Source organism: Mycolicibacterium arseniciresistens (assembly GCF_030519285.1).
In the GTDB taxonomy this organism is placed as follows: domain Bacteria; phylum Actinomycetota; class Actinomycetes; order Mycobacteriales; family Mycobacteriaceae; genus Mycobacterium; species Mycobacterium arseniciresistens.
Genome location: NZ_JAUMSQ010000007.1, coordinates 63394 through 89612, shown reverse-complemented (window position 1 = coordinate 89612; position 26219 = coordinate 63394). Strand labels below are relative to the sequence as shown.

Annotated in this window: 26 protein-coding genes; 8 read left to right on the top strand and 18 right to left on the bottom strand. The window is 66.5% G+C overall.

The window, feature by feature from the left end:
• Positions 1-100: 100 nt before the first annotated feature.
• Positions 101-895, bottom strand: a complete 795-nt coding sequence (locus tag Q2100_RS02325; protein WP_302912700.1) for a TetR/AcrR family transcriptional regulator — start codon at positions 893-895, stop codon at positions 101-103.
• 13 nt (positions 896-908) lie between these two features.
• Between Q2100_RS02325 and Q2100_RS02320 the strand changes: the two genes are divergently transcribed.
• From Q2100_RS02320 to Q2100_RS02310, 3 genes are all read left to right on the top strand, one after another.
• Positions 909-1577, top strand: a complete 669-nt coding sequence (locus Q2100_RS02320; RefSeq protein ID WP_302912699.1) for a class I SAM-dependent methyltransferase — start codon at positions 909-911, stop codon at positions 1575-1577.
• Between the two features lie 13 nt (positions 1578-1590).
• Positions 1591-2133 carry a DinB family protein gene (locus Q2100_RS02315; protein WP_302912698.1) on the top strand — a complete coding sequence of 181 codons (543 nt, stop codon included), beginning with the start codon at positions 1591-1593 and terminating at the stop codon, positions 2131-2133.
• Between the two features lie 759 nt (positions 2134-2892).
• Complete coding sequence (locus Q2100_RS02310) at positions 2893-3768, top strand: NAD(P)-dependent oxidoreductase (protein ID WP_302912697.1); 876 nt, start codon at positions 2893-2895, stop codon at positions 3766-3768.
• Between the two features lie 281 nt (positions 3769-4049).
• Here the strand turns inward: Q2100_RS02310 and Q2100_RS02305 are convergent, their stop codons facing one another.
• From Q2100_RS02305 to Q2100_RS02290, 4 genes are all read right to left on the bottom strand, one after another.
• Positions 4050-4382 (bottom strand): CIA30 family protein, encoded by a 333-nt coding sequence (locus Q2100_RS02305; RefSeq protein WP_302912696.1) that lies wholly within the window; start codon positions 4380-4382, stop codon positions 4050-4052.
• A gap of 31 nt (positions 4383-4413) precedes the next feature.
• Positions 4414-4659 (bottom strand): hypothetical protein, encoded by a 246-nt coding sequence (locus Q2100_RS02300; protein ID WP_302912695.1) that lies wholly within the window; start codon positions 4657-4659, stop codon positions 4414-4416.
• A 613-nt stretch (positions 4660-5272) separates the two neighbouring features.
• A complete protein-coding gene (locus Q2100_RS02295) occupies positions 5273-6112 on the bottom strand; it encodes an SDR family NAD(P)-dependent oxidoreductase (protein ID WP_302912694.1) in 840 nt (279 codons plus the stop codon).
• A complete protein-coding gene (locus Q2100_RS02290) occupies positions 6109-6465 on the bottom strand; it encodes a beta/alpha barrel domain-containing protein (RefSeq protein WP_302912693.1) in 357 nt (118 codons plus the stop codon). Before Q2100_RS02290 ends, Q2100_RS02295 begins: the two co-directional genes overlap by 4 nt.
• Before the next feature lie 140 nt (positions 6466-6605).
• On the opposite strand from Q2100_RS02290, the gene Q2100_RS02285 reads away from it, so the two are divergent.
• A complete protein-coding gene (locus Q2100_RS02285; protein WP_302912692.1) occupies positions 6606-7433 on the top strand; it encodes a MerR family transcriptional regulator in 828 nt (275 codons plus the stop codon).
• 128 nt (positions 7434-7561) lie between these two features.
• Here the strand turns inward: Q2100_RS02285 and Q2100_RS02280 are convergent, their stop codons facing one another.
• The 3 genes from Q2100_RS02280 to Q2100_RS02270 all read right to left on the bottom strand — a co-directional run bounded on the left by Q2100_RS02280 (position 7562) and on the right by Q2100_RS02270 (position 9609).
• The gene (locus tag Q2100_RS02280; protein ID WP_302912691.1) at positions 7562-7822 is read right to left on the bottom strand and encodes a hypothetical protein; all 261 of its coding nucleotides are present in this window, start codon (positions 7820-7822) and stop codon (positions 7562-7564) included.
• 367 nt (positions 7823-8189) lie between these two features.
• Positions 8190-8657: a DUF4174 domain-containing protein gene (locus tag Q2100_RS02275; RefSeq protein ID WP_302912690.1), complete on the bottom strand. Its 468-nt coding sequence runs from the start codon at positions 8655-8657 to the stop codon at positions 8190-8192.
• A gap of 13 nt (positions 8658-8670) precedes the next feature.
• A complete protein-coding gene (locus Q2100_RS02270; protein ID WP_302912689.1) occupies positions 8671-9609 on the bottom strand; it encodes an alpha/beta fold hydrolase in 939 nt (312 codons plus the stop codon).
• A gap of 223 nt (positions 9610-9832) precedes the next feature.
• Here Q2100_RS02270 and Q2100_RS02265 point away from each other — a divergent pair, with 223 nt between their 5' ends.
• Both Q2100_RS02265 and Q2100_RS02260 read left to right on the top strand, forming a co-directional pair.
• Complete coding sequence (locus Q2100_RS02265) at positions 9833-9982, top strand: hypothetical protein (protein ID WP_302912688.1); 150 nt, start codon at positions 9833-9835, stop codon at positions 9980-9982.
• Positions 9983-10123: 141 nt separating this feature from the next.
• The gene (locus tag Q2100_RS02260; RefSeq protein ID WP_302912727.1) at positions 10124-11236 is read left to right on the top strand and encodes a coiled-coil domain-containing protein; all 1113 of its coding nucleotides are present in this window, start codon (positions 10124-10126) and stop codon (positions 11234-11236) included.
• Positions 11237-11239: 3 nt separating this feature from the next.
• On the opposite strand, the gene Q2100_RS02255 is transcribed toward Q2100_RS02260, so the two are convergent.
• From Q2100_RS02255 to Q2100_RS02215, 9 genes are all read right to left on the bottom strand, one after another.
• A complete protein-coding gene (locus Q2100_RS02255; protein ID WP_302912687.1) occupies positions 11240-12007 on the bottom strand; it encodes a DUF1906 domain-containing protein in 768 nt (255 codons plus the stop codon).
• Between the two features lie 139 nt (positions 12008-12146).
• Positions 12147-13658 (bottom strand): serine hydrolase domain-containing protein, encoded by a 1512-nt coding sequence (locus Q2100_RS02250; protein ID WP_302912726.1) that lies wholly within the window; start codon positions 13656-13658, stop codon positions 12147-12149.
• A gap of 67 nt (positions 13659-13725) precedes the next feature.
• The gene (locus Q2100_RS02245) at positions 13726-15855 is read right to left on the bottom strand and encodes a DNA gyrase subunit A (protein ID WP_302912686.1); all 2130 of its coding nucleotides are present in this window, start codon (positions 15853-15855) and stop codon (positions 13726-13728) included.
• A 9-nt stretch (positions 15856-15864) separates the two neighbouring features.
• Positions 15865-17898: a toprim domain-containing protein gene (locus Q2100_RS02240; protein ID WP_302912685.1), complete on the bottom strand. Its 2034-nt coding sequence runs from the start codon at positions 17896-17898 to the stop codon at positions 15865-15867.
• A 134-nt stretch (positions 17899-18032) separates the two neighbouring features.
• Positions 18033-18299, bottom strand: a complete 267-nt coding sequence (locus Q2100_RS02235; protein ID WP_302912684.1) for a hypothetical protein — start codon at positions 18297-18299, stop codon at positions 18033-18035.
• A gap of 144 nt (positions 18300-18443) precedes the next feature.
• Positions 18444-21704, bottom strand: coding sequence for a BTAD domain-containing putative transcriptional regulator (locus tag Q2100_RS02230; RefSeq protein WP_302912683.1), 3261 nt, complete (start codon positions 21702-21704; stop codon positions 18444-18446).
• Between the two features lie 85 nt (positions 21705-21789).
• On the bottom strand, positions 21790-22722 hold the full coding sequence (locus tag Q2100_RS02225) for a serine hydrolase (RefSeq protein ID WP_302912682.1): 933 nt from the start codon (positions 22720-22722) through the stop codon (positions 21790-21792).
• Positions 22723-22797: 75 nt separating this feature from the next.
• On the bottom strand, positions 22798-23118 hold the full coding sequence (locus Q2100_RS02220) for a DMT family transporter (RefSeq protein WP_264012632.1): 321 nt from the start codon (positions 23116-23118) through the stop codon (positions 22798-22800).
• Positions 23115-23738 carry an FMN-dependent NADH-azoreductase gene (locus tag Q2100_RS02215; RefSeq protein WP_302912681.1) on the bottom strand — a complete coding sequence of 208 codons (624 nt, stop codon included), beginning with the start codon at positions 23736-23738 and terminating at the stop codon, positions 23115-23117. Before Q2100_RS02215 ends, Q2100_RS02220 begins: the two co-directional genes overlap by 4 nt.
• A 147-nt stretch (positions 23739-23885) precedes the next feature.
• On the opposite strand from Q2100_RS02215, the gene Q2100_RS02210 reads away from it, so the two are divergent.
• Positions 23886-24419, top strand: coding sequence for a TetR/AcrR family transcriptional regulator (locus tag Q2100_RS02210; protein ID WP_302912680.1), 534 nt, complete (start codon positions 23886-23888; stop codon positions 24417-24419).
• Between the two features lie 3 nt (positions 24420-24422).
• On the opposite strand, the gene Q2100_RS02205 is transcribed toward Q2100_RS02210, so the two are convergent.
• Entirely contained in the window at positions 24423-25451 is a 1029-nt protein-coding gene (locus Q2100_RS02205) for an aldo/keto reductase (protein ID WP_302912679.1), read from the bottom strand.
• Between the two features lie 88 nt (positions 25452-25539).
• Between Q2100_RS02205 and Q2100_RS02200 the strand changes: the two genes are divergently transcribed.
• Positions 25540-26193: a TetR/AcrR family transcriptional regulator gene (locus Q2100_RS02200; protein ID WP_302912678.1), complete on the top strand. Its 654-nt coding sequence runs from the start codon at positions 25540-25542 to the stop codon at positions 26191-26193.
• The last annotated feature ends 26 nt before the right edge of the window (positions 26194-26219 follow it).

Here is a 26219-nt window from a genome sequence, read left to right as displayed (position 1 = left end):
CACGAGCATGTCGTGGAACGGATGGGTGGTTGGTGGCTCAGCTGTCAATCAAGGAAAGTTCGCGGCCGTAAGACTTTCCAGAGAATGGGTTTTGGCGGTTTCATTGTCGACGTCGCCCTACGTAAACAGGTGACTCAGAGTCCGGTGCCATGGCGCGAAGCCAAGCCTGCACGATTTCGTCGAGGAGCTCGGACTCAGATTGGCTAAAGCCGATCAGCGGTTCCGCAAGTGGCCGCGTCAGCTGGTGGACGACGATTGGTCCGGCCAGTAGTTGAAAGGCCAAGATTGGATGCATCCGACGCATGCGGCCGGCCTCCATCTGACGGCTCAGGTATTCGATTACATCGGGCAGGCCCCGCGCCATGGTGTGGCGCATGGCCTCGGCGGTGTCCGGATTACCCTGGGCCAGTTCGAAAACCATGCGCAACAGCATCCCGACTCGTCCGTGCACGGCCTCGCCGACGGCGTGGGCGATCGCGGGCATCACCTCTTCTGGCCGTCCATCTGGCATCGCGTCAATGATGTCAGCGACCGGGTCCCACGGAGAAAACTCCCGCACCAACGCGTCGAACAAAGCGGATTTGCCGGGGAACAACCGGTAGACCGTGGCACGAGAGACCCGCGCGGTCGCGGCAAGATCGTCCATCGACAGGTTCGCCAACCCCTGGCGGCCGACTTGATCGAGTGCGGCATCCAGTATCCGCTGCCGTGCGGTGGGTTCCGGGGACAAGCCTGCCTCGTTCAGGAGCGCCTGACGACTACCGAATAAGCGGTACAGGGTGCGCACCGCGACGCCCGCCGCGTCCGCCAATTCGTCCATTGTCGGCGTGCGGCCATCCGCGCCGAGTCGTCGAGCGGCGCCCAGCACCTGACGACGTGACATGTCCACAGGCATGGCGCTATATTAGATGAGACATCTCGTCTCATGTCATGACACATGCGGGGTTTCGATGAAGCGCAATGGTCTGCGGTGGTATCAGCTGGTCTACCGGTTTCTGTACCGGGTGGGTTTGGTGATCTGGCAGCGAGGCGCCCCTCCCGCCGAGCTGATCGCGCTGGTGGAAGGGCCGTCGGCGCTACCCGCTGGCCGCGCGTTGGAGTTGGGCTGCGGCACGGGCACCGACACCGTCTATCTCGCCACACATGTCACCGCCGTCGATATGGTGCCCAAGGCACTGGGCACCGCCCGCCGCAAGGCCTCGGGAGCTGGCGTAGCGCCGCGCTTCATCGAGGGCGACGTCACCCGCCTCTCGGATCTCGGCCTCGGTGACGGCTACGACCTGCTGCTGGATTTCGGCTGCTTCCACACCCTGCCCGCCGACCGCCGACCTCCTTATGTCGCGAGCCTGTCGAGCGCCGCTGCGCCGGGAGCCACACTGCTGCTTTACGGCTTCAAGCGGCCACCCAAGGCCGCGCCGATACGTGGCGGCGTGACGGCCGAGGAGGTCCAGAAGCGCTTTTGCCCGGCCGGCTGGGATGTCGTCAGTGCCGAACGCGCCGCGGTGGAGATACCCGCTGTCCGCGGTGCGGCCGACCGATTCGAACTGTGGTGCTATCACCTCACGCGTAAGCGCTGAATGGAGTAGTCAGATGGCAGCCCGGCACGCAATAGATCGCGCAGTGATCGCTACCGACCTGGCGCGCGCGCAAAGTGAGTTCCATCGTCTACTCGCGCGGGCGGAGCGACACGGGGCCTGGGATCAACGCACAAACGGGACACACTGGACCAACGAACAGCTGTTGTTCCACATGGTATTTGGCTACATGGTCGTGCAGCGGCTGCTCATCCTAGTCAAGATTATGAGCCGGCTGCCCGATCGGATCAGTCGCGGCTTTGCAGCAGCGCTGAACGCGGCCTCCCGGCCGTTTCACGTCATCAACTACTACGGCTCCTGCGCCGCCGCGCGCGTCTACAACCGGCGCCGAATGGGCGCAAAGATGGACCGAGTAGCCGCCGCGTTGAAGCGAAAACTAAGCCGAGAATCCGATGAGATGCTCCACCGAGGCATGCCTTTCCCGACGCGCTGGGACCCCTTCTTCAAGGACTACATGACGCTCGAAGACATTTACTGCTACCCCGGTCAGCACTTCGACTTCCACAAACGACAACTCGCAATTGGCTCGTGCGACTAATCGCTGGGACGGGCGCATTTGCAAGCAGCAGATACTCGAAGACTTAACGCTGCTCCACGAATATTGGCACCGCTGCTCGACGACGTTCGTTCGACGCCTATACGGCGATCCTGTCCACCGACGAGCGATTTCACAAGAGAAAGGGTTACCTGTCAGGCGCACCAAGAATAGGAACGCTGATTCATCTGATGCAATATGCAGACATTACTCATGGATAATAGAGACTATCCATGCGTCGGTAGTGCCAGATGCGCTGTGCTGTTGGGTCTTTCATCGCCCACCGACGCTGACTACGCGTGAGTTACGTCTGGGACAGCGTCACGTGACGGAACGTTGCCAACGGTTTGGCCCGCGCCCCTCAGCGATTTGTATGTCGCTAAGGAGTGGACGGCGGACTTCTGAAGAAATGACACGAGTTTGAGACAAAACGAAGATGACACGACGTGAGACAACTGGTATCGCCGCGGGTCAGACGGCAGCCTTATGACATCGGATATGGGAACCTACAATCTGGCCTCTCTGCCAGGGATTCCCGGGCACTGTCGGCACGCGGTATCCCTACGTCGATGCGACTCGTGCGGGACCGGCGCGCCTTCGGCGTGATCGATTGGCGCGGGGGTTAGCAGTTGGTCGGTCCTCCTGCTGGCTGCAATGTCACCGACCTCGTCCGCGAATAAGCTCTGACGACGAGGGAACAGAGCCATCCGATCAGGGATTTCGTCTCTCGTGGAATAACTTTCGCAGCTGAGGAGATCGCTGATGACCTTGATTGGCATGGTCGGTGTAGGAGACATGGGCTCGGAGATGGTTCCCCATCTGGTGGCCGAAGGACATCAGGTGTGGGCATTCGACCCCGACCCCGAACGGTTGAAGGCCGCCGTGGGGGACGGAGCGAGGGCCGCCGTGTCGCCGGCTGATGCGGCCCGGCGTTCGGAGGTGACGTTGAGCTTGGTCATGTCCGAGGACATTCCCGCCGCCCACTTCGGCGCGGACGGCATCTTGGCGGGTCTACGCCCTGACGCGGTTCTCGTCCTGTGTTCGACGACGACCCCGACCCTGCTGGACGAGGTCCGAAATGGGGCTGGCGCGGACAGACACGTGGTTGACGCGCCGATCGTCGGCGGCGTGAAATACGCCAGGGAGAGGTCGGTGACGTTTCTCGTCGGGGGCGAGCCGGCGGCGGTAGCGCGGGCAGAGCGGGTGCTCGTCTCCCTGGGCAACGTGGAGCGGGTGGGTCCGGCCGGTGCGGGCGTGAAGTACAAGCTGATCACCAACACCTTCGTCATGGCCGCCGAAGTCGGTCTGCGCGAGGCGCTCGACCTGACCGACATCCTGGGCGGTGACTACGAGACTGCGCTGCGCCTGTTCGGCGTGGGGCCGATGGCCGCAGTCGTGAAACGCGCCCTGGACGAATCGAACCCACGGCCGTTGCGCGCCTCCGCGCAGGACTTCGATGCCCTGCTATCGGTGGTTGATGATGCCGCGCTGCTGCCGATTTCGGCCGCTGGCCGGGACCGCCTGTGGGCGGCGGTCGAGGCGGAGCCCGGCCACGAGCCGATGTTCGTCGAACTCACCCGCCGGACTACGGCGCTCGACGGGTACCGTTCAGGAAAGCTGGCTGTCACACCCCGGTGAGTACACCGATCCGTCTGAACGGCGCCGGCCGACTGCCGCGGCGATTAGAGTCACCCGGGCAATCAGAGCAACGTGTCCGCGGCGATCACCGAGGCGGAGATCGCCGAGGGGAATACTGCGGTCTCTAGGGCTGAGTCGTTCGTCGGACCAGATTTGTTCGTACGGAGGAGAATCGACGAGATCGGCAAGCTCTGGAGTGAATCGTCGAGCAGCGCCGCGCGGCAATGAGTTGATGTGTCGCAGTTGGACGTCGAACTCGAGAACCTACAGCGGGGTGCGCCTCAGGCCGTCGCGTCGATCGCGCTGATCGTGATCTCGAAGGAGCCCTGCTGTTTGTCGAGGATGTAGACCGATACCTGGCTGATGCGGGAAGGATCCAGAGTCTGCGGCGCGTCGGGTGCCGGGTCGAGGCGCATGCCGACCGGCTGGAAGCCCTCAATGGGCAGGTCGTAGATCCACTGGACATCGGCCTCGGTGGGAAAACGCTGAACGTAGGACCAGGGTTGTCCTTCAGCGCCCACCTTCAACAGATACGTCTTACCGTCGCCAAGGGCGTGCACGCGGCGTGCCGGGCGTTTCGGACCCACGCCGATCTGAGTGGCGGCCGACGACACTGTCCGAGTGATTTACCCCAGCAGGGTGCGCCTATGCGTCACCCAAACTCGGCCGGTAGTCCGCCACTTCGGCCTCAGCAGCGAGCAACGCACCCAATTCGCCCTCCTGCTGGGCGACAAACACACCGATAACCTGCCGGCACACCTCCGGCACGCTGACCCCGCGCATATCAGCAATACGTTTCAACCCGAGCAGCATTGACGTCGACACGTGAAACTGCACGGCGAATTGACCGCAAGAACCATCCTCGGGCGGTAACCCCGGACCAATGACCACCGGATGATCTGACCCGAATTCGTCAACATCAGCACGGCGAGCCCTCTCGACGGCCCACCACTAGCGCCGCCAGCAACGCCCTCGTCCGGGTCGCGGAACTCCTCATGGCTGAACAAACCCATTGCGCCCACGCTAGACCTTGCAGAATGCCGAAGCCGCCGACTGCGTGGCCGACGCGGACACCAGGACCTGAGTGGGACCCGCCACGAAGACAACCCGTTCACACTCCCAGAACTGCCGATACGCGCCCACCTCCCTTGGGGCTCCAAATCTCCAATTTGAACTGAAAGTTTGCTGTATAGCCGCGTATCCCTTACCAATCAGGGGAGACCGTGCCACTAAAGTTCGCCGCCGCCGCCGCCGCCGCCGTCGTAGCCGTCGTCGCCGCCCTCGCGGCCGTCGCCGCTTCATGTGTAGCTTTTGCCGCACCCGCGGTTGCCGACCTATCGGATGCGGACTCTCGGTACCTGGCCACCCTGCAATCCCTCCATGGACTTGCGGCAGCGATGTGCATCCCTGCGCTTCGCTGCGGCATCGACGTCACCCCAAGGTCAGATGGACGGCCGACCGAGACCTACTTGCCGGGCCGTGCATGTCTCGCTCGGTCGGCCTCTCAGGTGGGGAAATCGGCGCTGCGAGAGAGTGTTTCGTTCGCCCGGATGTCAGCCAAATTCTTCTCCAGTGTATCGATGACGGCGTCGTATCCGCTGTTGCCCAGGACCAGCCGACGGGGCGGTGGGTCCTGAGCCATCGCCGCGATCACCGCACGGGCACCGCGGCGCGGATCGCCGGGCTGCACACCGTCCATCCCGACGAAGGTGGCACGGACCTCTTCGAGCATCTCGTGGTAGTCCGGGATCGGCTCATCGACGGGTTCGTTGGCGAATCCGGTGTAGGCGTTCGTGCGGAACGCTCCCGGTTCGACGGTCAACACGGAGATGCCGTGTGGAGCGACCTCGTCGCGCAGCGCATCGGTGATGGCTTCGATGGCGAACTTCGTCGCACTGTAGTAGCCGAATCCGGGCGCTGATACGAGCCCGGCGACCGAGGACACGTTGACGATCCACCCGTTTCCGCGGGCGCGCATCCCCGGCAGCACTGCACGCGTCAAGGACAGCACTGCGAAGAAGTTCAGCTCGAACATCGCCCGCAACGAGGACTCGTCCATTCCTTCGATCGATCCGTACCAGCCGCGGCCGGCGTTGTTGACCAGCACGTCGATACCACCAAAGTGCTCCTCGGCGGTGTGAACCGCACGCTGCACCTGCGCCGCGTCGGTGAGTTCCAGCTGCACGACGAGAACGCGGTCGCCGTACTGCTCGGCCCACGTCGCCAGCTCCTGCGGGCGCCGTGAGGTGAGGACCACACGGTCGCCGGCCTCGAGTGCCGCCTCGGCGAACGCCATTCCGAAGTTGCCGGGGGTGCCTCCGGTGATGAACCAACGCCGCGTCATGGCTCGATCACCACCCGGCTGATCAGCGCGCCGTCGAGGGTGAAGCGGTAGTGCAGGTCGGCGACCCCGCCCGGGAAGTCGCCCTCCAGGTGCTGTCCGACGTCGACAGTCGTAACGGTCTGCCGTTCGAGCACTGTCGCACCGGTGAACGAGGTGGTGTAGGCGAACTCTGCGGCCGCGTTGGCCACCCAGGCCCCGATCTCGTCATGTCCCTTGAAGTCGTGGCCTTCGTCGGTCACCACGGCATCGGTGCTGAGGGTGGCCAGCGTTCGATCCACCACGCGGGCATCGAGCGCGGTCATGAACGTCTTTATGGTGTCCGGGAGTGCATCCCAGTCTGTGGTGTTGGTCATGACCCCATGGTGAAAGTTGCCCTAAGGGGAAGGTCAACCCCTGGTGCGACTCGCGTCGTGATGTTGACCTTGCCCCAGGGGGAGACTTGAGGATGGCCGTGTCCCATCACGTGGGCGATGCAAACGCAGAGGAGGTCGCCATGGGCGCACAGGTCTCGATCGGAGACTTCGCAGTGATGACGAGTCTGAGTAGGAAGGCGCTACGCCACTACCACGACATCGGCATTCTCGAACCCGCCCACATCGATCCGTACACCGGCTACCGGTTCTACGACACCAGCCAGGTCGATCACGCCCACATCATCCGCCGGTTCCGATCGCTGGGCATGTCCATTCCCGACATCAAGGCGCTACTGAGCACCGACGACGCCGGCGCCCGTACCGACATCATCACCACCCATCTCGAACAGATGGAGGCTCAGCTGCAGCAGACCCGTGACACCGTGGGTGCGCTGCGCGAACTGCTCTCCCCGGTGCGTACTCCCGCCTCTGTGGAGGTGCGGCGTGAACCCGCGCTCGCCGTCTGGTCCATCGGCGCCGAGATCGAGGTTTCCGAGATCGACAGCTGGTTCGCAGCGACGCTGAGGAAACTACGTGATGCAGTTGCCGGGGCAGCTGGCGCGCTGTCCGTGGTTGCGCCGGGTGGCCTCTACGATCGAGCGCTGTTCCTCGAATCACGCGGCAGAGCAACGCTCTTCGTCCCAGCGCCGCACACCGCGGACATCCCTGACGGCATCCGCGCCGAGGTGTTACCCACGGCCGATTTCGCGGTGCTCACCCACCCCGGCGATCACGAAGGCATCGACCGCAGTTATGCGGCTGTTGGGAAATATGCAAACGAGCATCTGATCAGCCACCAGGGGCCGATCCGTGAGCACTACCTCGGCGGCACGCCCTCCGACCCAACAGCGTTCACCGCGACGGAGATTTGTTGGCCGATCTTCAGCACCACCCCGCCGCCAGAATGAAACACAGTTCTCAGCCCGCTTGTCTTGCGGCGATCACGCAAGTGGGAGTTCTGCCCCGTGGACATCGACCGGAATCGCTTTACGCGTTTCAAGGTGACACCCAACCGTTGTCCGACCCCACCGCCCAACTAGCAGGGAATGGGAATGCCTGTGAACATGTCCCTGCCGGTGCACTCGGCCGCCGCTCCCGGCGGAATGTTCGGGCCCTCCCAGACGCTGCTGCCCTCGACGGTGATCTTCGAATCCGAGTACCGATAAGTGACGGGGTCCAGCGGGCCGACCCAAACCTTGTGCGCCACGTTGCCCATGCCCGATTTGACGTACTGCCACGTGTGACAGACGTTCATGTCCCACTGGTACATGGCCCCGGGCCCAGGCGGGTTGTGCATGGACATCCCCGGGCACCACTGGTGTGGCTGCGAGGGAATGGCCAGGGCGACTCCACTTCCCATACTCAGGCCTGCAGCCGCGAGACCTACTGACGTCAGCGCAGCGGCGCCCATCTGTGCGATTCGCATGATCGTGTTCCTCTTCCTCCACGCACCGCTTCGGTGACGGCGCCATCCCGTGAAGTACACCGCGGCGGAATATCTACCGATCCCAAGAGACCACGGCCGCGGCAGTCACGCGCCGATTTCACACAAACGAGGCCTCGACCGGCGACACGGGCTGGACCTCAGGGCGTGGCGTCGATTGCGGTGACGGTGAGTTCGAAGGGACCCTGCTGTTTGTCGAGAAGGTAGACCTGCCCCGACATCAACACCGACTCGCGGCACTCGTCTCGCGGCCGCGCATGGGCATACCGTCGATGACGGCATAGATTCTCCGGAGATCGGGCACGTCGTCGACGCGCAGTTTTTCGGTGCCATCCTTGCCGATCAACGCCACCGCGAAGGCGTTGTCACCGACCCCATACTGGTCGGCCAGCCGTCGAGACTCCTCGGCAGTGATGACCTGACTGTCCAGCGTGCTCGTGCCCTCGGTCACCACGAGGCCGATCACCATGTCGCGGTCGGCGAACTCACATCGACTGGCCTCGATGCGGGCCAGTGTCTCGAGGAGCCGGGGGTCGCCTTCCGTGGGCGCGAACAGGAGTAGGGGCCGACGTTCCCAGAGGTAGTCGTCGAGTCCGACGGCCCCGGCAGTAGCCGACCCGAGAGCACTGCCTGACAGCAGAACCGCAAGGACGAGCGCCAACCGCACGCCACTGCGCTTCACCGACATAGTGATGTTGACTCTACGGATCAACGACGAATTCGACTCCGGCGGTGATGGCGGGCCGGTGGCGCAGGATCCGGTAGTGAGCCAGCCTGCCGAGGCCCTTCGTGGTCAGCAGGCGCGCGCCCGGCCACATCGCCGCGAGTCGCTGACTGGCCGCATACGGGGCATCTGGGTCGTCTGGATCGTGGATGACGAGCAGCGGCGGAAAGCCCGCGCGGCGGCCGACGTGTTCCATGTTGGTCTCGTGCAGTGGCATACCGATCCGCTTCTCCAGACGGCGCTGAAGCCCGGCACGAATCCGGCGGCCGAAATTGTGCCGCGCCGCGAACAGGTCCAGATACAGGGGAAAATCGCCCATCGGCGAGAGAAGAACCAATCGCCCGACACTGGCGCCCTCGGCGGCCGCGCACACCGTGGCGTTCCCGCCGAGCGAGTGCGCCACCACCGCGTGGGCCTGCCCGTGGGTCTCGATCATGGCCTTGATCGCCTCAGCACACTCGACCGACGTCGTCCGCCCCGGAGCGAGCTCGCCCGGGTCGGACTCGTTGTGACTGGGCAGGTCGAACGCGATGACGCGGTATCCGGCTGCCACCAGCGGCTTGACGAACATCGCCAGATGTGGCCGTCGACCGCCCCAGCCGTGCACCAGATAGACCGGCGGTCCCTCGCCCCACTCCTCACCGACCACCCGGTGCCCATCCCAGTACGCGTAGAGCGCCTTGCCCGGCGGCACACCCGGCGGCAACCGCAGAGCCGAGTCCATGACCGGCGGGGTGCACCACAACTCCACAGCCCAACGGGAGCCCAAGCGGGGTGCGAGCCACTCGAGCAGGCGGAACCGCCTGCGGACGTCGTCGGCGACAGGCGGAAGAATCTCGGAGCCGACGACATCGAGTGGGGGTATCTCACCTGCCGGAACCAACTCCGACGCTCGGTCAGACTCTCGTTCTGTCATGGCCGGCGATCAGGTCATGTGGTGGCACGCGGCGACCTTAGCAGCGTCGAATCGGCGGCCGAGGCTCATCCACCTCGCCTGCATCGATCAGCGCGGACCTGGTGCCGATGACCGATCCGGAACGTCATCGACTTCCCGGTTGGGCGCAGCGCGGACGGGGCACTCGCACCCCAGGCATTCCGCCGGGACGAGCCCGGCGGCGCTACGAGGAGGAACGTCGGACATGACGATGCCCAGTGACGCCGCGGACGCGGTCGAGAACGTCGGACCCAACGAAGCTCCGCGCGACCACGAAGGGGTCGACACCGATCACGAGGCCTACGTCGACGAAGACAACGCGCCCCATCCCGGCGACGCCAACGAGGCCGGCTGACGTCGGGGACGGGCGTGTCTCCCCCTCGCGGGATCAGCGGTTCGAACTACCAATCCGGAGTGGACATCCTCGGTGTCAGTTCGTACCCTTGCCCGCGAGACCAGGGCCAAGAAAGTCAACCGAAGGATCGTGACAATCCGCGTGATCGGGGTGTGCCACTCCCTTCGACGAACGGTGTGCGGTGCCGTGACCGCGGTCGTGATCGTGGCCATGTCGGTGGGCGGCGTCAATGCGGACCCGGCGGATGATGCGTTGGCCAAGCTCAACGACCTGTCCCAGCAGGCACTGCAAACGCGCAAGGCCGTCACGGCGGCCCAACGTGATGCCGACGCCAAATCGGCCGAGCAGGCAGCGGCCGTCGACCGCCACCGCGCCGACCTGGCGGCCCTTGAGGTCGCGAACACCCAACTGAAGCCCCTTCAAGCCGCTGCCGACCGGATCGCGGCGATGAACTACATGAGTGGGCGTGACGGCCAGATGGCGGCGGTCCTGTCCGCGACCTCGCCCCAACAGCTGATCGACCAGTTGTCGCTGCAACGCACGGTCGGCTCGACCATCGCCGATCAGATGAAGGCCTTCCAGTCGGCCCGTGGGCGCGCGGCCAACGCCGCCCGGACGTCGGAGAGATCGGCTGCCGACGCCACTTCCGCGGCGGAAAAGGCCGCCGCGGTGCGCAAAGAGCTGCAGGCCAAGTTGAGCGAATTGCTGCGTCAGATCGCCGCCGCGGAGGCGCAGTATGCGGCGCTGACACCGCAGCAGCGAGCGATCATCGACAGCGCGCCTCCACCGCCGATTGCCCCCATCCCGCCGATTGCCCCCATCCCGCCGATCGTCGCGCCACCCGGCGTGCCTCCCGGCGACGTGGCTCCACCCCCTGCCACTGCCGTCCCAGAGGTCCCGGAGGCCCTGCCCGTCGGCGTCGCGTCAGAAGCCGGGTTGCAGCCGAACACCATCGTGGCCGCCAGGGCCGTGAGTCAGCAGTTTCCCCAGATCGCCGACATCGACGGGGTTCGGTCGGACTCGAAGCCGTGGCATCCCAACGGGCTGGCGATCGACATCATGATCCCCAACCCCGAGAGCCCCGAGGGCGTCGCGCTCGGCGACCAGATACTCGCCTTCGCGATGAGCAACGCGGGCCGGTTCGGGTTACAAGACGTGATCTGGCGCGACACGTATTACACGCCGGCCGGTCCGCAGGCATCGGGTTACGGCCACAACGACCACGTGCACATCACCACGACGCCACGCGGCTAGCCATCACGGGTGCAGATTCCACTGGCCGCAGTCCTGCGCCAGTACGTCGTTGACGTCGACCCGGATGCCGCCGACCACCGGTCCCGGATTCGAGGCGGTGTCGATGATGCGCTGGTAGAGGACCGCGCCGGGGTAGATCTGACCGTTCGACCAGGACCGGGTCTGCCACGCCCACACTTTGCCGGGTGACTTCGATCTTCCGATCACACCGTCGGCCGCCGCCCACTGGCACGGTCGGATGCCGGCGTAGATCCCGGTGCGCAGCTCTCCGATCACCGAATTGATTCCGCGAAACCACGGCAGCGCCAGCCTGTTCCACGTCTCACGGTCGATGTCGTCGTCGACGCTGAAGAAGATCGGGGCGCTCCGGCCGCCACCCGCGGCGGTGTGCAGCTGCCACGCGGTGCGCGCGTCGGCGACGCCTCCGGCGTACCCGCGGGTGAAGTCCGACGGCGCTGTCCCGCCGGGCTTGCCGTACTGGTAGTTGCTGACGATGACCAGTCCGGCGGCGTTCAGCGACTGTGCATAGGGCAGGGTGATCGGCTTGGCGCCGAACGACGAGCCCGGCCGCGAGGTCGAGACGTAGTTGATCACCCCGGCGTGGCCGGCGGCCCGGATGTCCCGGGCCGGGATCTGACGCATCGCGTAGTCGATCAGCGTCGGAGCGGCGGCCGCCGCCGTCGGTGCGCCGGCACCGGTTGCCGCACCGAGTCCGGCCAGCGCCGACGCCGCGGCGGCGTAGCGCAGTGCGTCACGCCGGGAGATCGACACGGGGCGATGTTACCAATGTGACAGCTGTGATCTGAGCTCATCATCGGCGCGGCGGCCAGTTCGTTGCCCCGAGGGGACCCGCGGAGCCGACGGATCAATCCGCAGCAGCATGTGAAGACCACACGACGGGGAGTCCGACCTAGGTGCCGTAAAGATGGAGGGCACGTGCGGTCTCGGTGGCCACGTAACCGCTCAGTTCGGCAATCGGTGGACCGCCGCGCTGATGGATCACATTCGCGAGGACGATCACGTAGGTGTCAGACCCCGGATCCATCCACAACGTGACTCCGGTGAACCCGGTGTGGCCGAAGCTACCGATGGGAAAGACGGCGCCGCGTGGTCTGGAGTGGGCAGTGTCGATGTCCCAGCCGAAGCCGCGCAGATCATGTCCCGGTATTGCCGGGTAGTGCGCAGCCAGCAGCTGATCTCTTGTGGTGAAGACCGTTTCGGTGGCCTCGTTCGCCGCCTGTACCTGGCCGGCATGGTGCCCGGGTTGCTGCGGAGTCGTCATCATCTGCACGCTCGCCTGCCTCAGCGGAAAGGTGCTCGGGCGGTTGGCGAGCCGGTCGAGAAGCGCCTGCGCGTAAAGGCCCACATCGTGCACCGTCGTGAACACTCCGGCGCTCCCGGCCACCCCGCCCATGCGGCGTGCCGTCGGGTCGTGCACGGTCCCGCGAAGCGGGTGACCGTAATCGGGGTTGATTCCCGGAGTGTCCTCGTCGAGAGCTGTCGGTGCGATGCGCCCCAGCAAGTCGGTGCTCCACGCATCCGCCGGGCAACTCCCCACCGTCGGTCCCCGGGGATCCAGGGCGATCGCCGTTCCCCGGATCCGGTGTGGGCCGCACGCTTTGGTGGCCGGGAGGTAGTAGGTGTCTGACATCCCCAGTGGTCCGAACACGTTGTGCTCGATGTAGACATCTTCGGGCTCGCCGGTGATCTTCTCCAGCAGCGCGCCCAGGATGATGAAGTTGATGTCGGAGTAGTGGAAGCGTTCTCCGGGAGTGAAGACCACCCACGCGGCGAGCGCACGGCGAACGCCCTCCGCCTTGTCGGCCTTGTCCAGACCCCACGGACCGTCCAGGCTCAGGTCCCCCGCTATGCCCGAGGTATGGGTGAGCAACATGCGCAGAGTGACCTGCGCGCGGCGCGGATCGTCGGCCGGGTTGAAGTCGGGAAGGTACGCCTGCACCGGTTCGTCGATCCGAACCCGGCCTTCTTCGTGGAGCTGCATGATGGCGGTCGAGGTCGCGAGGCTCTTCGTCAACGAGGCCAGGTCGAAGATGGTGTCCTCGGTCATCGGCTCCGCCGGGGCGGGTGACCCGTCCAGCCCCGGTTCGCCGGCAAGCTTGCGCGAGCCGAAGGCCTGGCGGAAGACGATCTTGCCTTCGTGCCCGACCTGAACGACGGCGCCGGGTAGCCGCCGCGCCGCGACGGCGTCTTCGATGAGCCGGGAGACGGGGGAGAAGTCTCCGGTCGGAGTCACTTCAGCGACGGCGGGTGCCGGCGACGGGGTAGTCGGAGCGGTCGTCCTCGGTGTGCCGGTGTCGAGCGGTGGAGACGCAGTATGTCCGCATGCCGGGGCCGCAGCGAAAGTGCACACCACGGTTCCAACCGCGAAGAGCCGGGCAAGGCGCGACCGTGACACCGTCACCCGGTCGACGGTAGCCGGGCGCAGTGCCGACAGCACGAGATCGACCGCGATTGCTTGGCGGCGAGCTTTACCCCGCAGGGGTCACGTCGCTGCCGGAACCCTTGACCGAGGCCTTGGCGCGCTTCTCGGCTCGCACCGCCCGCTTGCCGCGCACATACCCGGTCGCCGAGACCGCAGCCGCCAGCAGCGCGGTCTCGCCGCCGACGAACGGGTGGAATCCGACGCCGGCGCCGCCACGGCCCTTCACCGGGATGTCGGCGACTTCGGTGACCTTCCAGCCCTTCTCGGAGATCGACAGGATGGCCTCGCCGTTCTCGCACGTGAGCGGCAGCGCGGCGATCACCTCGTCGCCATCCGCGGCCAGCTTCACTCCGGCCACGCCGTTGCCGGCAGCGCCCTGGGGATTGACCGCGGCGGGATCGATCCGCAGCACCTTTCCGCGTCGCGTCACCAACGCCAGATGCGATCCGGGTGCGAGGATCCCTGACTGCACCAGCCCGGTGATGTCCGGTGCCACCGGGATGTCGCGGATCTTGAACGGCAGACCGTTTCCGTTGGTGAACTTCACCCGACCGTCGGTCCACACCGCCCAGCCCAGACCCGAGGTGAGGAGCTCTCCGTGCCTGTCGGAGAACACGCCGCGGTCATCGAGTCGCCAGGCGGTGTTGACCTTTCGCTCACGGGCGCCGTCCTCGTCGGATCCCGACACCGTCGGTGTGGCGTCGACGTCGAGCACGGTGCGACGGTCGAATTCAGGCCCCTTGAACAGTTTCGCCGTTTCCACCAACTCCTGGTCGATCACCACCCGCCGCGCATCGGGATTCGACACCAGTTCGGTGAGTTCGACGAACTCGGCGTCCAGCTTCTCCGCTTCGGCCTGCAGCTCGATGACGTCGAGCTTCGTCAGCCGGCGCAGCTGCAGCGCCAGAACGTAATCGGCCTGTTCGGTGTCGATCGCGAACCGCTGCTGCAGTCCCTGCCGGGCCTCGTCGACGGTGTCGGAGCTACGAATGATCGCGACGGCGGTATCTATGTCGAGATGGATCTTCATCAGGCCCGCGACCAGGTGCCGGCGCGCGGTGACCTTCTCCAGCCGGTACTGGCTGCGGTGCAGCACCACCGAATCGCGCAACGACAGGAACGCCGCAATCAGCTCACGCACCGACCACCAGCGCGGCACCCGGTTCTCGTCGAGTGCGACCAGACTGGCAGCGAACGAGCCTTCCAGCGGCGTCAGGGCGAGCAGCTGTTCACGGATCTGCTCGGCGCTGTGACCGCGCTTGGCGGTGACCACGATCCGTAGGCCGTTGCGCCGGTCGGTCAAGTCCGACATGTCGGCCACGCCGGACAGCTCGCCGGACTCGACCAGCGCCCGGATCCGTTCCTGCACGGTCTGGCTCGCCACGCCCGGTGGTAGCTCGGTGACGATGACGTTCTTGCCGTCCACCGACACCGTGCCGCGCACAGTGAACAAGCCACGGCCGGTGGTGATGTACTCCCGCAGCCCGTTGGCGCCGACCACGCTGGCGCCGCAGCCCCAGTCGGGGCCGGGAATGAGTTTGACCAACCTGTCGTCGGTCATGTTCGGGGTCTTCAGCAGCGCTCGGCAGGCCGCCATGATCTCCCGCGGATTGTGGGCGGGCACCTTGGTGGCCCAGCCCTCGGCGATGCCGACGGCACCGTTGCACAGCAGCACCGGCCACTGCGCCGGCAACACCGTCGGCTCGATCCATTCGCCATCGAACGTGGAGACCATCGGCACCGCGTGGTCTGCGAGTTCGGCGGTCAGTGCCGCGCCCGGCGCCGACAACCGCATCTCGGTGTAGCGGTCCGCCGCGGGGATGTCGCCCTGGATGCGCGGAAAGGCACCCTGCCCGTCGATGACCTTCACGCGCTGGAACTCGGCGGCCATCAGCGCCGCGGCCCCGTACATCGAGGCACCGCCATGTGGGTGCAGATTGCCGGTGACGGCCGAGCACACCTTGGAGGACTTCTGCGGCTTGTTCCCGGGCAGCAGTCTGGAGTCGTACATCTGATACAGCAGACGGCGCTGCCCCGGCTTGAGACCGTCGAAGGCGGACGGGATCGCGCGGTCACTGACGCTGTAGAGCGCGAAGGTCAGCTGGTAGTGGTTCCAGTAGTCGTCGGCGCTCTGGTCGAGCACCAGGTCGGGATTCTGCTCGATGATGGCGGTCACGTTGTACTCCTACTCGAGGTCCAGAGCAGCGGTGTCAATGCGCGAGGCCACATCGGCCATCCACGTGCGCCGGCCCTCTGGCGGTCCGCCGAACAGAGTGTGGTGCAGCTTCGGGTCGCCGTCGTCGAGGTGCACCCGGATCACGGTGCGCCGCTGCGGATCCAGCACGGTGTTCCAGAAGTCGTCGGCGTCCATCTCGCCGAGCCCCTTGTTCCGCTGGACCTCCACCTTGCGTTTGGAGGTGGCCTTCATCTGTGCGACGGCGGCGTCGCGTTCGGATTCGTCCTGGCAGTAGATCCGCTGCTGGCCGTCCTTGACGACGAACAGCGGTGGCAATGTCACGTAGATCATCCCGGCCTTGACGAGTGGGCGGTAGAAGTCCAGGAACATCGAGATGAGGCTCGAGTTGATGTTGCCGCCGTCGGGATCGGCGTCCGAGGCGAACAAGATGCGGTCGTAGCGGCACGATTCCGGATCGCAGTTGTCACGCACCCCGCAGCCCAGGATCCGCTCGATGGAGTCGAACTCGTCCTTGACCCTGGCCTTGCTCAGGGTGAAGCCATAGACGTTGGGCGGCTTGCCCTTCAGCGGAAAGGCCGCCTGGAAGGTGGCGTCGCGCGCCGCCTTGATGGTGCCCAGTGCCGAGTCGCCCTCGCACAGGAACAACTCGGCTCCGGACCCGCGTCCGGTCTCCCGGCTGGGTAGGAGCTTCGGCGGCAGCGACAGATTGGTTCCGAGGCCCTTGGCCTTCGACGCCGCCCGGGACCGGGCCTTGGCGCCTTCGGCGCTGCGCCGAGCGCGGGCCGCCTCGAGCGCCATTTTGCTCCACAACGCCACCGCGTCGCCGTTGCCGGGGTTGGCCGCCCAGATGGTCACGCTGCGTGCCACATCCGGAACCATCGCGACGTTCAGCGACCGCGACGACACCGCGGTCTTGGCCTGCGAGTCCCATGACACATCGGGCGCGCGGGTGTCCACGGCCAGTGCGGTCACCGCGGCGAAGTCCTGGGCCTCCGGGCCGTCCTCGCCTTTGGCCAGGCCCAGATCGCGCATGCGCGACGCGCGGTCGGCGAGTGCTTCGGACAGCCCCTTCACCGCGGCGTTCAGGTGCGAGCCACCGCCGGGCGTTCGGACGGTGTTGCAGAACGCGGCGACGGTGGCCGGCTCGGCGGGCCCGGCCGTCATAGACCAGCGGAAGGGAGTCGCGCCGCGCCCGGTGGTGTACTCGCCGCGGCCCTCCACCGCCGCGCGCACGCCGGGAACGGGCGTGCCTGCGGCGGTGCACATGAGATCCAGGAGAGTGTCGGTGCCCCACGGGCCGGTGAACGGTTCGGTCAGCTCGGGCCGGACTTCCTCGCCGGGCCAGCCCTCGTCGGTGACGGTCAGGTGCACTCCCGGCGACATCCGGGCGGCGGCGTGCGCCCGCAGCAGCACCTCGTTGATGTCCACGCTCGAGTCCGGCACCACGGCAGGGTCGAACAGGATGCGCACCGTGGTCCCGTGCGCGTCGGGCTTGCGGTTGGCGGAGCCGCGCAACTTCTGGGTGTCGGCACGGGTGAACGGGGCGTCCGGGTCGAACTCCTTGCCCTCGAACACGCCGGGATAGCCGCCGCCGAAGCTCTGCAGGTAGGTCTTGCCGGCACGGCGGACCGTCACGTCGGTTCGCGCGGAGATGAACACCGCGGCCGCGGCGCCGATTCCGTTCAGGCCCGCGCCGGTGCTCGTGGCGTCGGTGTGCGCGGAGAACTTGCCACCCGCCCGTGCGGTTCCGAGTGTCTTGACGATCCCGTTCTTCCCGTTCACGGGGTCGGAGTCGACGGGCAGACCGCGGCCGTCGTCGGCGACGCTGACGGAACCGTCGGCATGCAGGGTGATGGTGACGTGTGCCCCACCGTGGCTGGGTTCGGCGACCTCTTCGATCGCGTTGTCCACCAACTCGCGCAGCGCAGTGTTGAGCACGTCGAGCCCGAGATTCACCGCGGGCCGCAGGCGCGTGTGCTGGACATCGTCGAGCTCGGTGATGTCGGCGGCGGTGTAACTCACTGCTCGTTCCTTCCATCGGCCACGGGTGTGCCGCAGGAATCGTAAACGGCCGGTCGGACAACTCCGTGCAGCCGCGGCGGTGTGGGAGCGACGCCCTCGCGGGGCGCCGCCACGGTGTCCGCCGGGTACACGCGTCAGGACAGGCAGTGCCTGTTGTAGTTCGCCTTCGCGCGGCCGGCATCTCTCAGCCACTCTTGTCGAGCCTTCTCGTCGCCCTGCTGCTTTGCCACCCTGGCCGCGATCATGCTGCTTTCGAACGCCTCCGAGATGGCATGGCAGTTCGGACTCTCGACCGGCCTCGCACTGGCGCTACCCGCGGTGAGCACGGCAGCCGGCGTCGCGAACGTCGCCGACAGCAGTGCGGCTGCGATCGCCTTCTTGAGCACGGGGTTTTTCTTCATCACAGTTCTCCTTTGCTGGTCGCTCGCCGGATGCTCCGGCGACTTGTTGACGGGACCAACGATGGAACCGGCGCTTTCGGGGGGTGTTCGTGAACTATGTGACCGGCAGGTCAGCGCCCATTTCGGGGCCTGCTCGCAGCTTCGCTACGCCCCGCGGAGCACGACGTCGAGGAAGTCGCGGGGAACCGGGGGCCATGCGGGATTCGGCCCCCGGCTGCCCAGGTCGTCGCGAAGATCGGCCACCGACGCGATCACCTGCGGCCCCCCGTCGAGCAGGTATCGAACCATCTCGAGCTCTGCACATCGAGCGGCGATGCCTGCCAGTGTCTGCTTGGCCTCTTCGGATCGTCCGGCGGCAGCCATGGCGGCGACCAGCAGCCGGCGGGCCCGCAGCAAGGCGCGGGGTCGGCCTGCGGGCTCAAGCTTCTCCACCCACGCCTGGGCGCGGTGGCACGCGAGGTCAGGTTGATCGCCGAGCAGCCGGAGAATCTCGGTCTCGTCACGAAGCTGGGCGGTGACTTCACCCGATCCGCCGTCCGGCAGCGGGTCCTTCTCGTCGGCCCCGCTCCGGCCCTCGCCGCCGGGTAGCTGCAGCCGCGTCCGTTCGTTCTCCACGTGAGCGCGTAACCGAATGAGGCCGAAGCTTGCCGCGACCTGATCCGCTTCGTCCAGGCGACCGGCTGCGTCAGCGCGGTTGCCGCACGCCGCGTCGATGCGCGCTCGAATGATGTAAAGGGGAACCAGGAAATCCACCGGGCCGACGACAGGCCCGTGCCGGCGGCAATCGTCGAGCAGACGTTCGGCCTCGGCCACCTCACCGCGTTCGTACATCAACTCGGCAAGCAGAGCGCTGACGTAGCGTGCGGCATGCGAACTCAGTGCTCCGGACTGTTCGGCCAACAGCCGTCCCTTACGGAAGTGAAGCTCGGCTTCGTCGAGATCGAGCAGCTCGTGAGCTGCGGTACCACTCAGGCCGTGCCCGTAGATCTCGGCGAAGGGGACAGGGGTCCGCTGCTGGTAGGGCCGACCCCAGTCCTGCCACCGGCGGGCGGCGGCGAAATCGAATCGCTCGATCTCGACGAAGGACATGACGTTGACGGCCGTGCCGACGAGAAAGGGCGGCAGCGACTCCGGACGTGCCAGGCATTCCGAAACGAGTTCCTCAGCGCTCGCGGAGCGGTCCGCCCAGCTGTCCAGCACTCCACGAAGAACGTCCGCCTCCACCCGCATGTCGTGAACCTCGGACTCCGGCAGGGAACGCCGTTCAACCGCCGATTCGAACGCGTCGAGCGCCGCATAAGCCGATGCCGGACGGTGTAGCGAGTCCGCCCATCCGAGCGTGAGCTGGAGTCTGGGACTGAGTGCGGCGGTGTGGGACGGAAGATTCGACACCAGCGCTTGGAACGTTGACATCTGCGTGTGTTGCAGCACGTCGGTGCCGTGCAGTTCGATCAGCTCGACGGCACGCTCATCCTCACCGGCCGCGACCGCATGGTGAATGGCCTCACGCAGCAATCCGCGGTCGGCGAACCAGCGGGACGCAACTGCGTGGAGCCGAACGATGCGTTCAGGTTGATCTCGCTGCAGCCGGCGCTCCAGGAATTCGGCGAACAGCTGGTGGTAGCGGAACCACTCCCGGTCATCGTCGAGTCGGCGGAGGAACAGGTCGCGGTTTTCGGCCGCCTCGAGCAGCGCCTGGCCGTTGCCGACGCCCGCTAAGGCGGACGCCAAGTCACCGCTGACTCGCTCGGTGATCGAGGTGGCCAACAGGAAGTCGAGCATCTCCGGTTCGAGCGAGTCGAGCACGTTTTCGGCCAGGTACTCGCCGATCGCGTGATGGCGCCCCGACATTCGGCTGATCAACGCGGTGGGGTCGTCCCGCCCGCGTAGCGACAGCGACGCTAGCTGCAGCGCCGCGACCCATCCGTCGGTCGTCTCTTCGAGCCTGGCCACATCCCTCTCGTCGAGCGCCAACCCGCATTGGTCCACCAGGAACGCGCGTGCCTCGGCGATGGTGAAACGCAGGGTGGCCGCGTCGATTTCGATCAACTCGTCACGCACACGCATCCGGCTCATCGGCAGCCCTGCTCGAATGCGAGTGGTGACCAAGACCTGCAGCTGTTCGCCACCGTGGAGAAGCAGATACTCCAGCGCCCCGATCGTCGCGACGTCGGTGACGCGATGCCAGTCGTCGACGACGACGCATATCCGTCTGCCGCCCCCGTCGATCTCGGCGATCAGCGACGTGAGCACGAAGTGCTCTGCCTCGACTCCCCGGAGCGCGAGTGCCTGCCGTAGTTCTTCCGGGAGCGTCGGCAGCACGATGCGGACCGCATCGATCAGGTGCGCCAAGAACCACACGACGTCGTTGTCGTCCCCGTCGATCGTCAGCCATGCGACAGGGACGCCCTCAGCGACCAGAACCTCGCGCCACTGCGAGGCCAGCGTGGTCTTGCCGAACCCTGCGCCGCCGTGAATCACCAGGAGCCGTCGACCACCGCGGTCGCGCAACGTGTCGATGAGACGGGTGCGCTCCACGAGTCGACGCGAAGACGAAGGTGGGCGATACCGGGTCACCGCGGCGGGCGGCGCCGTATGCGTCGGGCGCACCGCTTTGTCGGCGCCTGTCTCGGAGGCAGGTGGCGTCCCGGCCGGTGCCGGACCCGCATCATCGAAGTCGCCCCGGAGGATCCGCTGGTGCACCTGGCGCAGCGCGCCGCCGGGATCGACGCCCAGCTCCTCGGCGAGCCGGTCACGCATCACGCGGTAGGTCTCGAGTGCGTCGGCCTGCCTTCCGCAGCGGTACTGGGCGAGCATCAGTTGCCCGGCCACGCGCTCGTCGAGCGGATGACTCAGGGACATCGCCGTGAGCTGGGACAGGAGCTCACCGTGGCGACCGGCGCGCAGGCCCGCATCATTGCCGTCCAGCACGACGGAGACCCGTTCGGCGTCCAGCGACCTACGGACCTCGTTCGTCCAGATGGTGTCCAGTGCAGCGAACGGCTCACCACGCCACAGTTGTAGTGCCGCGCAGAATCGACGGTCGGCTTCGACGGGGTCCGCTGTCGCGCGCGCAGCAGAAGCCAGCTGACGGAAGCGGTGCAAGTCGATCGACGCCGGATCGGCCTTCAGCACATAGCCGCCCGGCTCGCGGGCTATCCTGACATCGCCACCGGCCGTGATGATCCGCCTGAGCCGGGACAGGTAGCCCGCCAACGCATTTCGAGCTCGGTGCGGCAGGTCATCGGCCCAGATCCGGTGGATGAGCTGATCTGCAGGAGTGGGACGGTTGACATCAACCAACAGCGCCGCCAACACACACCGTTGGCGCATCGTGCCGATGTCGAGGCGCTCCCCGTCTGACCACGCCTCGACATCGCCAAGCAACCGGAATTCCGTTGCCACGTAAAACAGCCTTCACCAGGACGTCCCGGATGTCCTCCGAACCGATCGCCTCGGAGAAGAATTTGTGGACGGAATCCGCCGCCGGTCAGATCTTGCCGCCCGGGAACATCGTCTTGACGGCCGCAGTGATGTTCGCGCGCGCCGCGGCCTCGCTGGTGGGATCGAGGGAGCCGATGGCCATCACGTAGCGGCGTTCGGGTCCGATCGCGCCGGTGGACACGTGCAACTGGTTGGCGCCGTTCCAGCAGCAGAACCAGCCCTGCTTGACCGCGACCGGCTCGGCGTAGAGCCCTTCGGGGATGCCGAACCGTTGCGGATACCCGTCGTTCCCTGTCGGCGTCGATTGCGCGAGGTTGCTGATGATGATGTTCGCCTGTTCGGGCGGGAGCCCGCCGGTGCCGTCCAGGAGCATGTCGTAGTAACGGACCAGATCGCTTGCAGTGCTGGTGGTCACGTCCCAGTGCCCGTTGTAGGGCGCCGTCGTGCCCGACAATCCGTACCGCGCCTTGACGCGGGCGATGACGGCGTTCCCGCCGCTGCGATCCCAGAAGTTCTGGGCGGCGCTGTCGTCGGAGGCGCGCAGCATCGTGTCGAGCGACGTGCGGTCGGCATCGGAGAGCTTCGTCTTGCCCTCGGACTCCTGCAGCAGCAGGTCGTCGGCGATGAACAGCTTCACGACCGATGCGATTGGGAAGGGCCTGTTGTCTCCGTTCGAGACGATCTGACCGGTGTTGCGGTCCATGACAACGGTCTCGATGTCGGCGCCGGATGCGGCCGCGTCGGCGGTGGCCTGACGAACGCGGGCGTCGAGGCCGTCGAATGAGGCCGTCGGTTGCGCAGGTGGCGCCTCGGGCAGCGCCGGGAGAGGGGCCTGCGGCGCGACCACCGGCGCCTGCGGAGTGTTCTCCGCGGCCGGCGGCGAACCCCACACCTGGGCCTCGCAGCCGGTGACGAGCAGCGCCGCCACACCAACGATCGCCAATCTCGTCATCGCCCGTACAGGCAGTCGCTGACGCATCAATCTCCTCCGAGCCGATCCAGACCCAAGGGGTATCCCCTGCGCCCACCTGTTAATCAGGCTAATCGAATCGGCTCAGTTCGACGCGGCCTGCAGTATGACGACGCCGCTGACGACGAGGGTGATGCCGGTGAGTCGCAGGGCTGTGATGGGGTCGCCGTAGATCAGGATGCCGAGTGTGACGGCGCCGGTGGCTCCGACGCCGGTGAACACGGCGTAAGCGGTGCCGACCGGTATGTCGCGCATGGCGAGGGTGAGCGGGTAGACGGCCGCGACGGCGAGTGCCAGGCACAGCAGTGTGGGGAGCGGTCTGGTGAAACCCTCGGTCGGTTTGATGCTCTGTGACCACGCCACTTCCGCCAGCGCAGCGGTCATCAGCCAGCCCCAGGCAGTCATCGGGGTCCCCGCGGTGTGAGTGACTCGGCGAGCTGCTGGACCGCGCGGTTCGCCGAGTCCTGGTCGGGTGTGAGCGTCTGCAGTCGCAGTTCGTGAATGTCGGTGATGCCGCAGTACTCGAGCCACCACCGTAGGTATGTCGACTGGTGATCCACGCCGAAGGCCGGGGTCAGGCCTGGTGCGTAGACCCGGCTGGTGTAGATCGTCACTGCGCGCCTGCCGCCGAGCAGGCCGCGGTAGCCGGTCGCCGGATCGAAGGTGAAGGCGACGCCGGGTTGTGTGACGGTGTCGATGAAGAGCTTGAGTGACCATGGGATGGCGCCGTTCCACATCGGCACCGCGAAGACCAGTGTGTCGGCGAGTTGCACGCGCGCCGCCACGTCCAGCACCTCCGCCCAGTCGCCGGCCGCTTCTTCCGGGACCGGCTGTCGTGCGATCACCGCCATCTTCGCATCGACCCGCCGCTGGCCGAACGGGGCGAGGTCGGAGAACGTGTTGAGGCGGTCCACCTCGACGTCGGCACGTCTCATGCGACAGGCCTCGAGGAACCGGTTGGCCAGACGTAGTGAACAAGAGTCTTCGCCGCGGGGGGAGGCGTTGATCAGCAGCACTCGGTTCATCCCACTCCTTCAATGTGCGGAACTGTGTTCCGTGAGTGCAACGCGCGGGTCCGGAACGGTATTCCGCAATAGGATGGCGGCATGCCACAAAGTGGTTCGACGGGGTGGCAGCCTCAGCGTGAACTCGCGGCACGCAACGAAGCGAGCGTGCTCGACGCCGCGCGTGCACTGCTGAGCGGGCCCGACACCGGCGACGTCGACATGCGCGTGATCGCCCGGCGCGCCGGCGTGGGCGTCGGAACGCTGTACCGAAGGTTCGGTGACAAGGCCGGACTACTGGCCGCCGTCGTCGGCGACGATGAGCGGACCCTGCAGGAAGCGATCCTGTCCGGGCCTCCGCCTCTCGGCCCCGGCGCCCCGGCCGGCGACCGGATCACCGCGTTCCTCGACGAGCTGGTGTCGCTGACCGAGCGCAACCTCGGCGCGCTCCTGGTAACCGACGCGATCCCGCCGGGGCGGCTGAAGCTGGGCGCCTATCAGGGGTGGCGGCTGCACATCGTCACGCTTCTGCGGGTAGCTCGGACCGACCTCGACGCGGCGAACGCCGGCTGGCACGCCGACATGCTGCTGGCGTCGGTGGACCCGCAGCTCTACGCATATCAGCGCCGCGATCTGAAGATGAGCAAGCGACGCATCGCGACGAATGCCAAAGGGCTTGCAGCTGCAGTCATCCGGACATGAGCCTCAGACCATGGGAGGGTTGAGCGTCGCGAAACCTTCCTGCCGGTAGTAGGGGAAGTAGGGATACGGCGCGTCGACCGCGCTGGCCCGGTCGAGCCGCCCGACCTGCTCGGCGGTCAGTCGCCATCCGGCTGCCCCGAGGTTCTGAACCAATTGGGCCTCGACGCGGGCGCCGATGAGGACCGACGACACCGTCGGCCGGCCGAGCAGCCAGTTGAGCGCGACCTGCGCGACCGTGTGCTCGGACTCCGCGGCGACGATCTCCAGTGCGTCGACGATCGTGAACAATCGCTCGTCGTCGACGGGCGGTCCCGCGTCAGCGGTGGTGTGGAGGCGACTGCGCTCCGGTAGCGGTGCGCCTCGACGGATCTTGCCGGTCAGCCGCCCCCACCCGAGCGGACTCCACACCAGTGCGCCGACGCCCTCCTCCCGAGCCAGCGGCATCAACTCCCACTCATAGTCGCGGCCGGCGAGCGAGTAGTAGACCTGGTGTGCCACGTACCGCGGGCGATGGCCGGAATCCGCCTGCGCGAGCGACTTCATAAGTTGCCATCCCGCGAAGTTCGATGCTCCGACGTAGCGGATCTTGCCCTGGGTGACGAGCGTCTCCAGTGTCTGCAGCACCTCGTCGATCGGCGTGAAGGCGTCATACCCGTGCAACTGGAACAGGTCGATGCGATCGGTGTTCAGGCGGTGCAGCGCGGCCTCGACCGCCCGCAGCAGCCGAGGTCGGGAGGTGCCCCAGTCACCCGGCGAGGTGGGCAGCGCAGCCTTGGTCGAGATCACGACCTCGTCGCGGATTCCGCGCAGCGCCGCTCCCAGCACCTCCTCCGATGCGCCGTCGGAATACACGTCGGCAGTGTCGAACAGGGTGACTCCGGCGTCGAGGCATCGCTTGACGATGTGCCGGGCCGCCTCGACGTCGGTGTCGCCCCAGGCGCCGAAGAACTCACCGACTCCGCCGAAGGTGGCGGCGCCGAAGCCGATCTCGGACACCACCAGGCCGGAATCGCCCACTCGTCGATACTCCATGTCACTCCTTAACAAGAAGATGTTCTCTTTAACTGACATTGTCGGCAACACGCCTTATCAGGAACACATTCCCGTTAGCATGGGCAGTATGACCGGGATGTCACGGCCGGGTGGTCGGAGTGCCGCGGTACGGACGGCGGTCCTGGGCGCGACAACCGACCTGCTGGTCGAGGTCGGTCTGGATGCCGTCGAGCTCACTGTCGTCGCCGATCGTGCAGGCGTCGGGCGGTCGACCGTCTACCGGCGGTGGGGATCGGTCGCCGCGTTGATGGCCGACCTCCTGGCCGATATGGCCGAGACGTCGGTCCCGCGCGCGGACACCGGGTCGCTTCGCGGCGATCTCCGCGCCAACGCGGCACTCGTCCGTCGCACCCTGTCGTCCGGTCGTCAGGGACGGTTGTTCAAGGCGATCATTGCCGCCGCCACCTACGACGACCGCACCGCGGAGGCGCTGTCGGAGTTCTATGCCCGCCGGATCGCCGAATGGTCGACCTGTGTCGACGACGCAGCAGCCAGGGGGGAGGCACCCCTTGGTACCGACTCCGCGGCGGTGATCCGGCAGGTGTCAGCGCCGCTCTACTACCAATTCTTGACCAGCACCCGACGTCTCACCGAGCGCGACGCGATCCGTGCCGCGGACGCGGCGCTGGCCGCCGTGGCCGCCGGTGTCTTCGCCTCGACAGTGAAACCCGCCGCAGCCCGGCCAAAGGCGCACCGCAGCCGGTCTCGATCTGGCTCCTGACCGCTGAGCGTGTCGATGAGCCGGCG

Bases quoted from the DNA above. Each gene is read 5' to 3' on its own strand.
- Q2100_RS02280 (WP_302912691.1), bottom strand. From the start codon at position 7,822: ATGCACAACCCGCCTGGGCCCGGGGCCATGTACCAGTGGGACATGAAC.
- Q2100_RS02285 (WP_302912692.1), top strand. From the start codon at position 6,606: ATGGGCGCACAGGTCTCGATCGGAGACTTCGCAGTGATGACGAGTCTG.
- Q2100_RS02270 (WP_302912689.1), bottom strand. From the start codon at position 9,609: ATGACAGAACGAGAGTCTGACCGAGCGTCGGAGTTGGTTCCGGCAGGT.
- Q2100_RS02225 (WP_302912682.1), bottom strand. From the start codon at position 22,722: ATGCGTCAGCGACTGCCTGTACGGGCGATGACGAGATTGGCGATCGTT.
- Q2100_RS02325 (WP_302912700.1), bottom strand. From the start codon at position 895: ATGCCTGTGGACATGTCACGTCGTCAGGTGCTGGGCGCCGCTCGACGA.
- Q2100_RS02320 (WP_302912699.1), top strand. From the start codon at position 909: ATGAGACATCTCGTCTCATGTCATGACACATGCGGGGTTTCGATGAAG.
- Q2100_RS02290 (WP_302912693.1), bottom strand. From the start codon at position 6,465: ATGACCAACACCACAGACTGGGATGCACTCCCGGACACCATAAAGACG.
- Q2100_RS02295 (WP_302912694.1), bottom strand. From the start codon at position 6,112: ATGACGCGGCGTTGGTTCATCACCGGAGGCACCCCCGGCAACTTCGGA.
- Q2100_RS02220 (WP_264012632.1), bottom strand. From the start codon at position 23,118: ATGACTGCCTGGGGCTGGCTGATGACCGCTGCGCTGGCGGAAGTGGCG.
- Q2100_RS02275 (WP_302912690.1), bottom strand. From the start codon at position 8,657: ATGTCGGTGAAGCGCAGTGGCGTGCGGTTGGCGCTCGTCCTTGCGGTT.
- Q2100_RS02310 (WP_302912697.1), top strand. From the start codon at position 2,893: ATGACCTTGATTGGCATGGTCGGTGTAGGAGACATGGGCTCGGAGATG.
- Q2100_RS02215 (WP_302912681.1), bottom strand. From the start codon at position 23,738: ATGAACCGAGTGCTGCTGATCAACGCCTCCCCCCGCGGCGAAGACTCT.
- Q2100_RS02235 (WP_302912684.1), bottom strand. From the start codon at position 18,299: ATGAAGAAAAACCCCGTGCTCAAGAAGGCGATCGCAGCCGCACTGCTG.
- Q2100_RS02315 (WP_302912698.1), top strand. From the start codon at position 1,591: ATGGCAGCCCGGCACGCAATAGATCGCGCAGTGATCGCTACCGACCTG.
- Q2100_RS02205 (WP_302912679.1), bottom strand. From the start codon at position 25,451: ATGGAGTATCGACGAGTGGGCGATTCCGGCCTGGTGGTGTCCGAGATC.
- Q2100_RS02265 (WP_302912688.1), top strand. From the start codon at position 9,833: ATGACGATGCCCAGTGACGCCGCGGACGCGGTCGAGAACGTCGGACCC.
- Q2100_RS02200 (WP_302912678.1), top strand. From the start codon at position 25,540: ATGACCGGGATGTCACGGCCGGGTGGTCGGAGTGCCGCGGTACGGACG.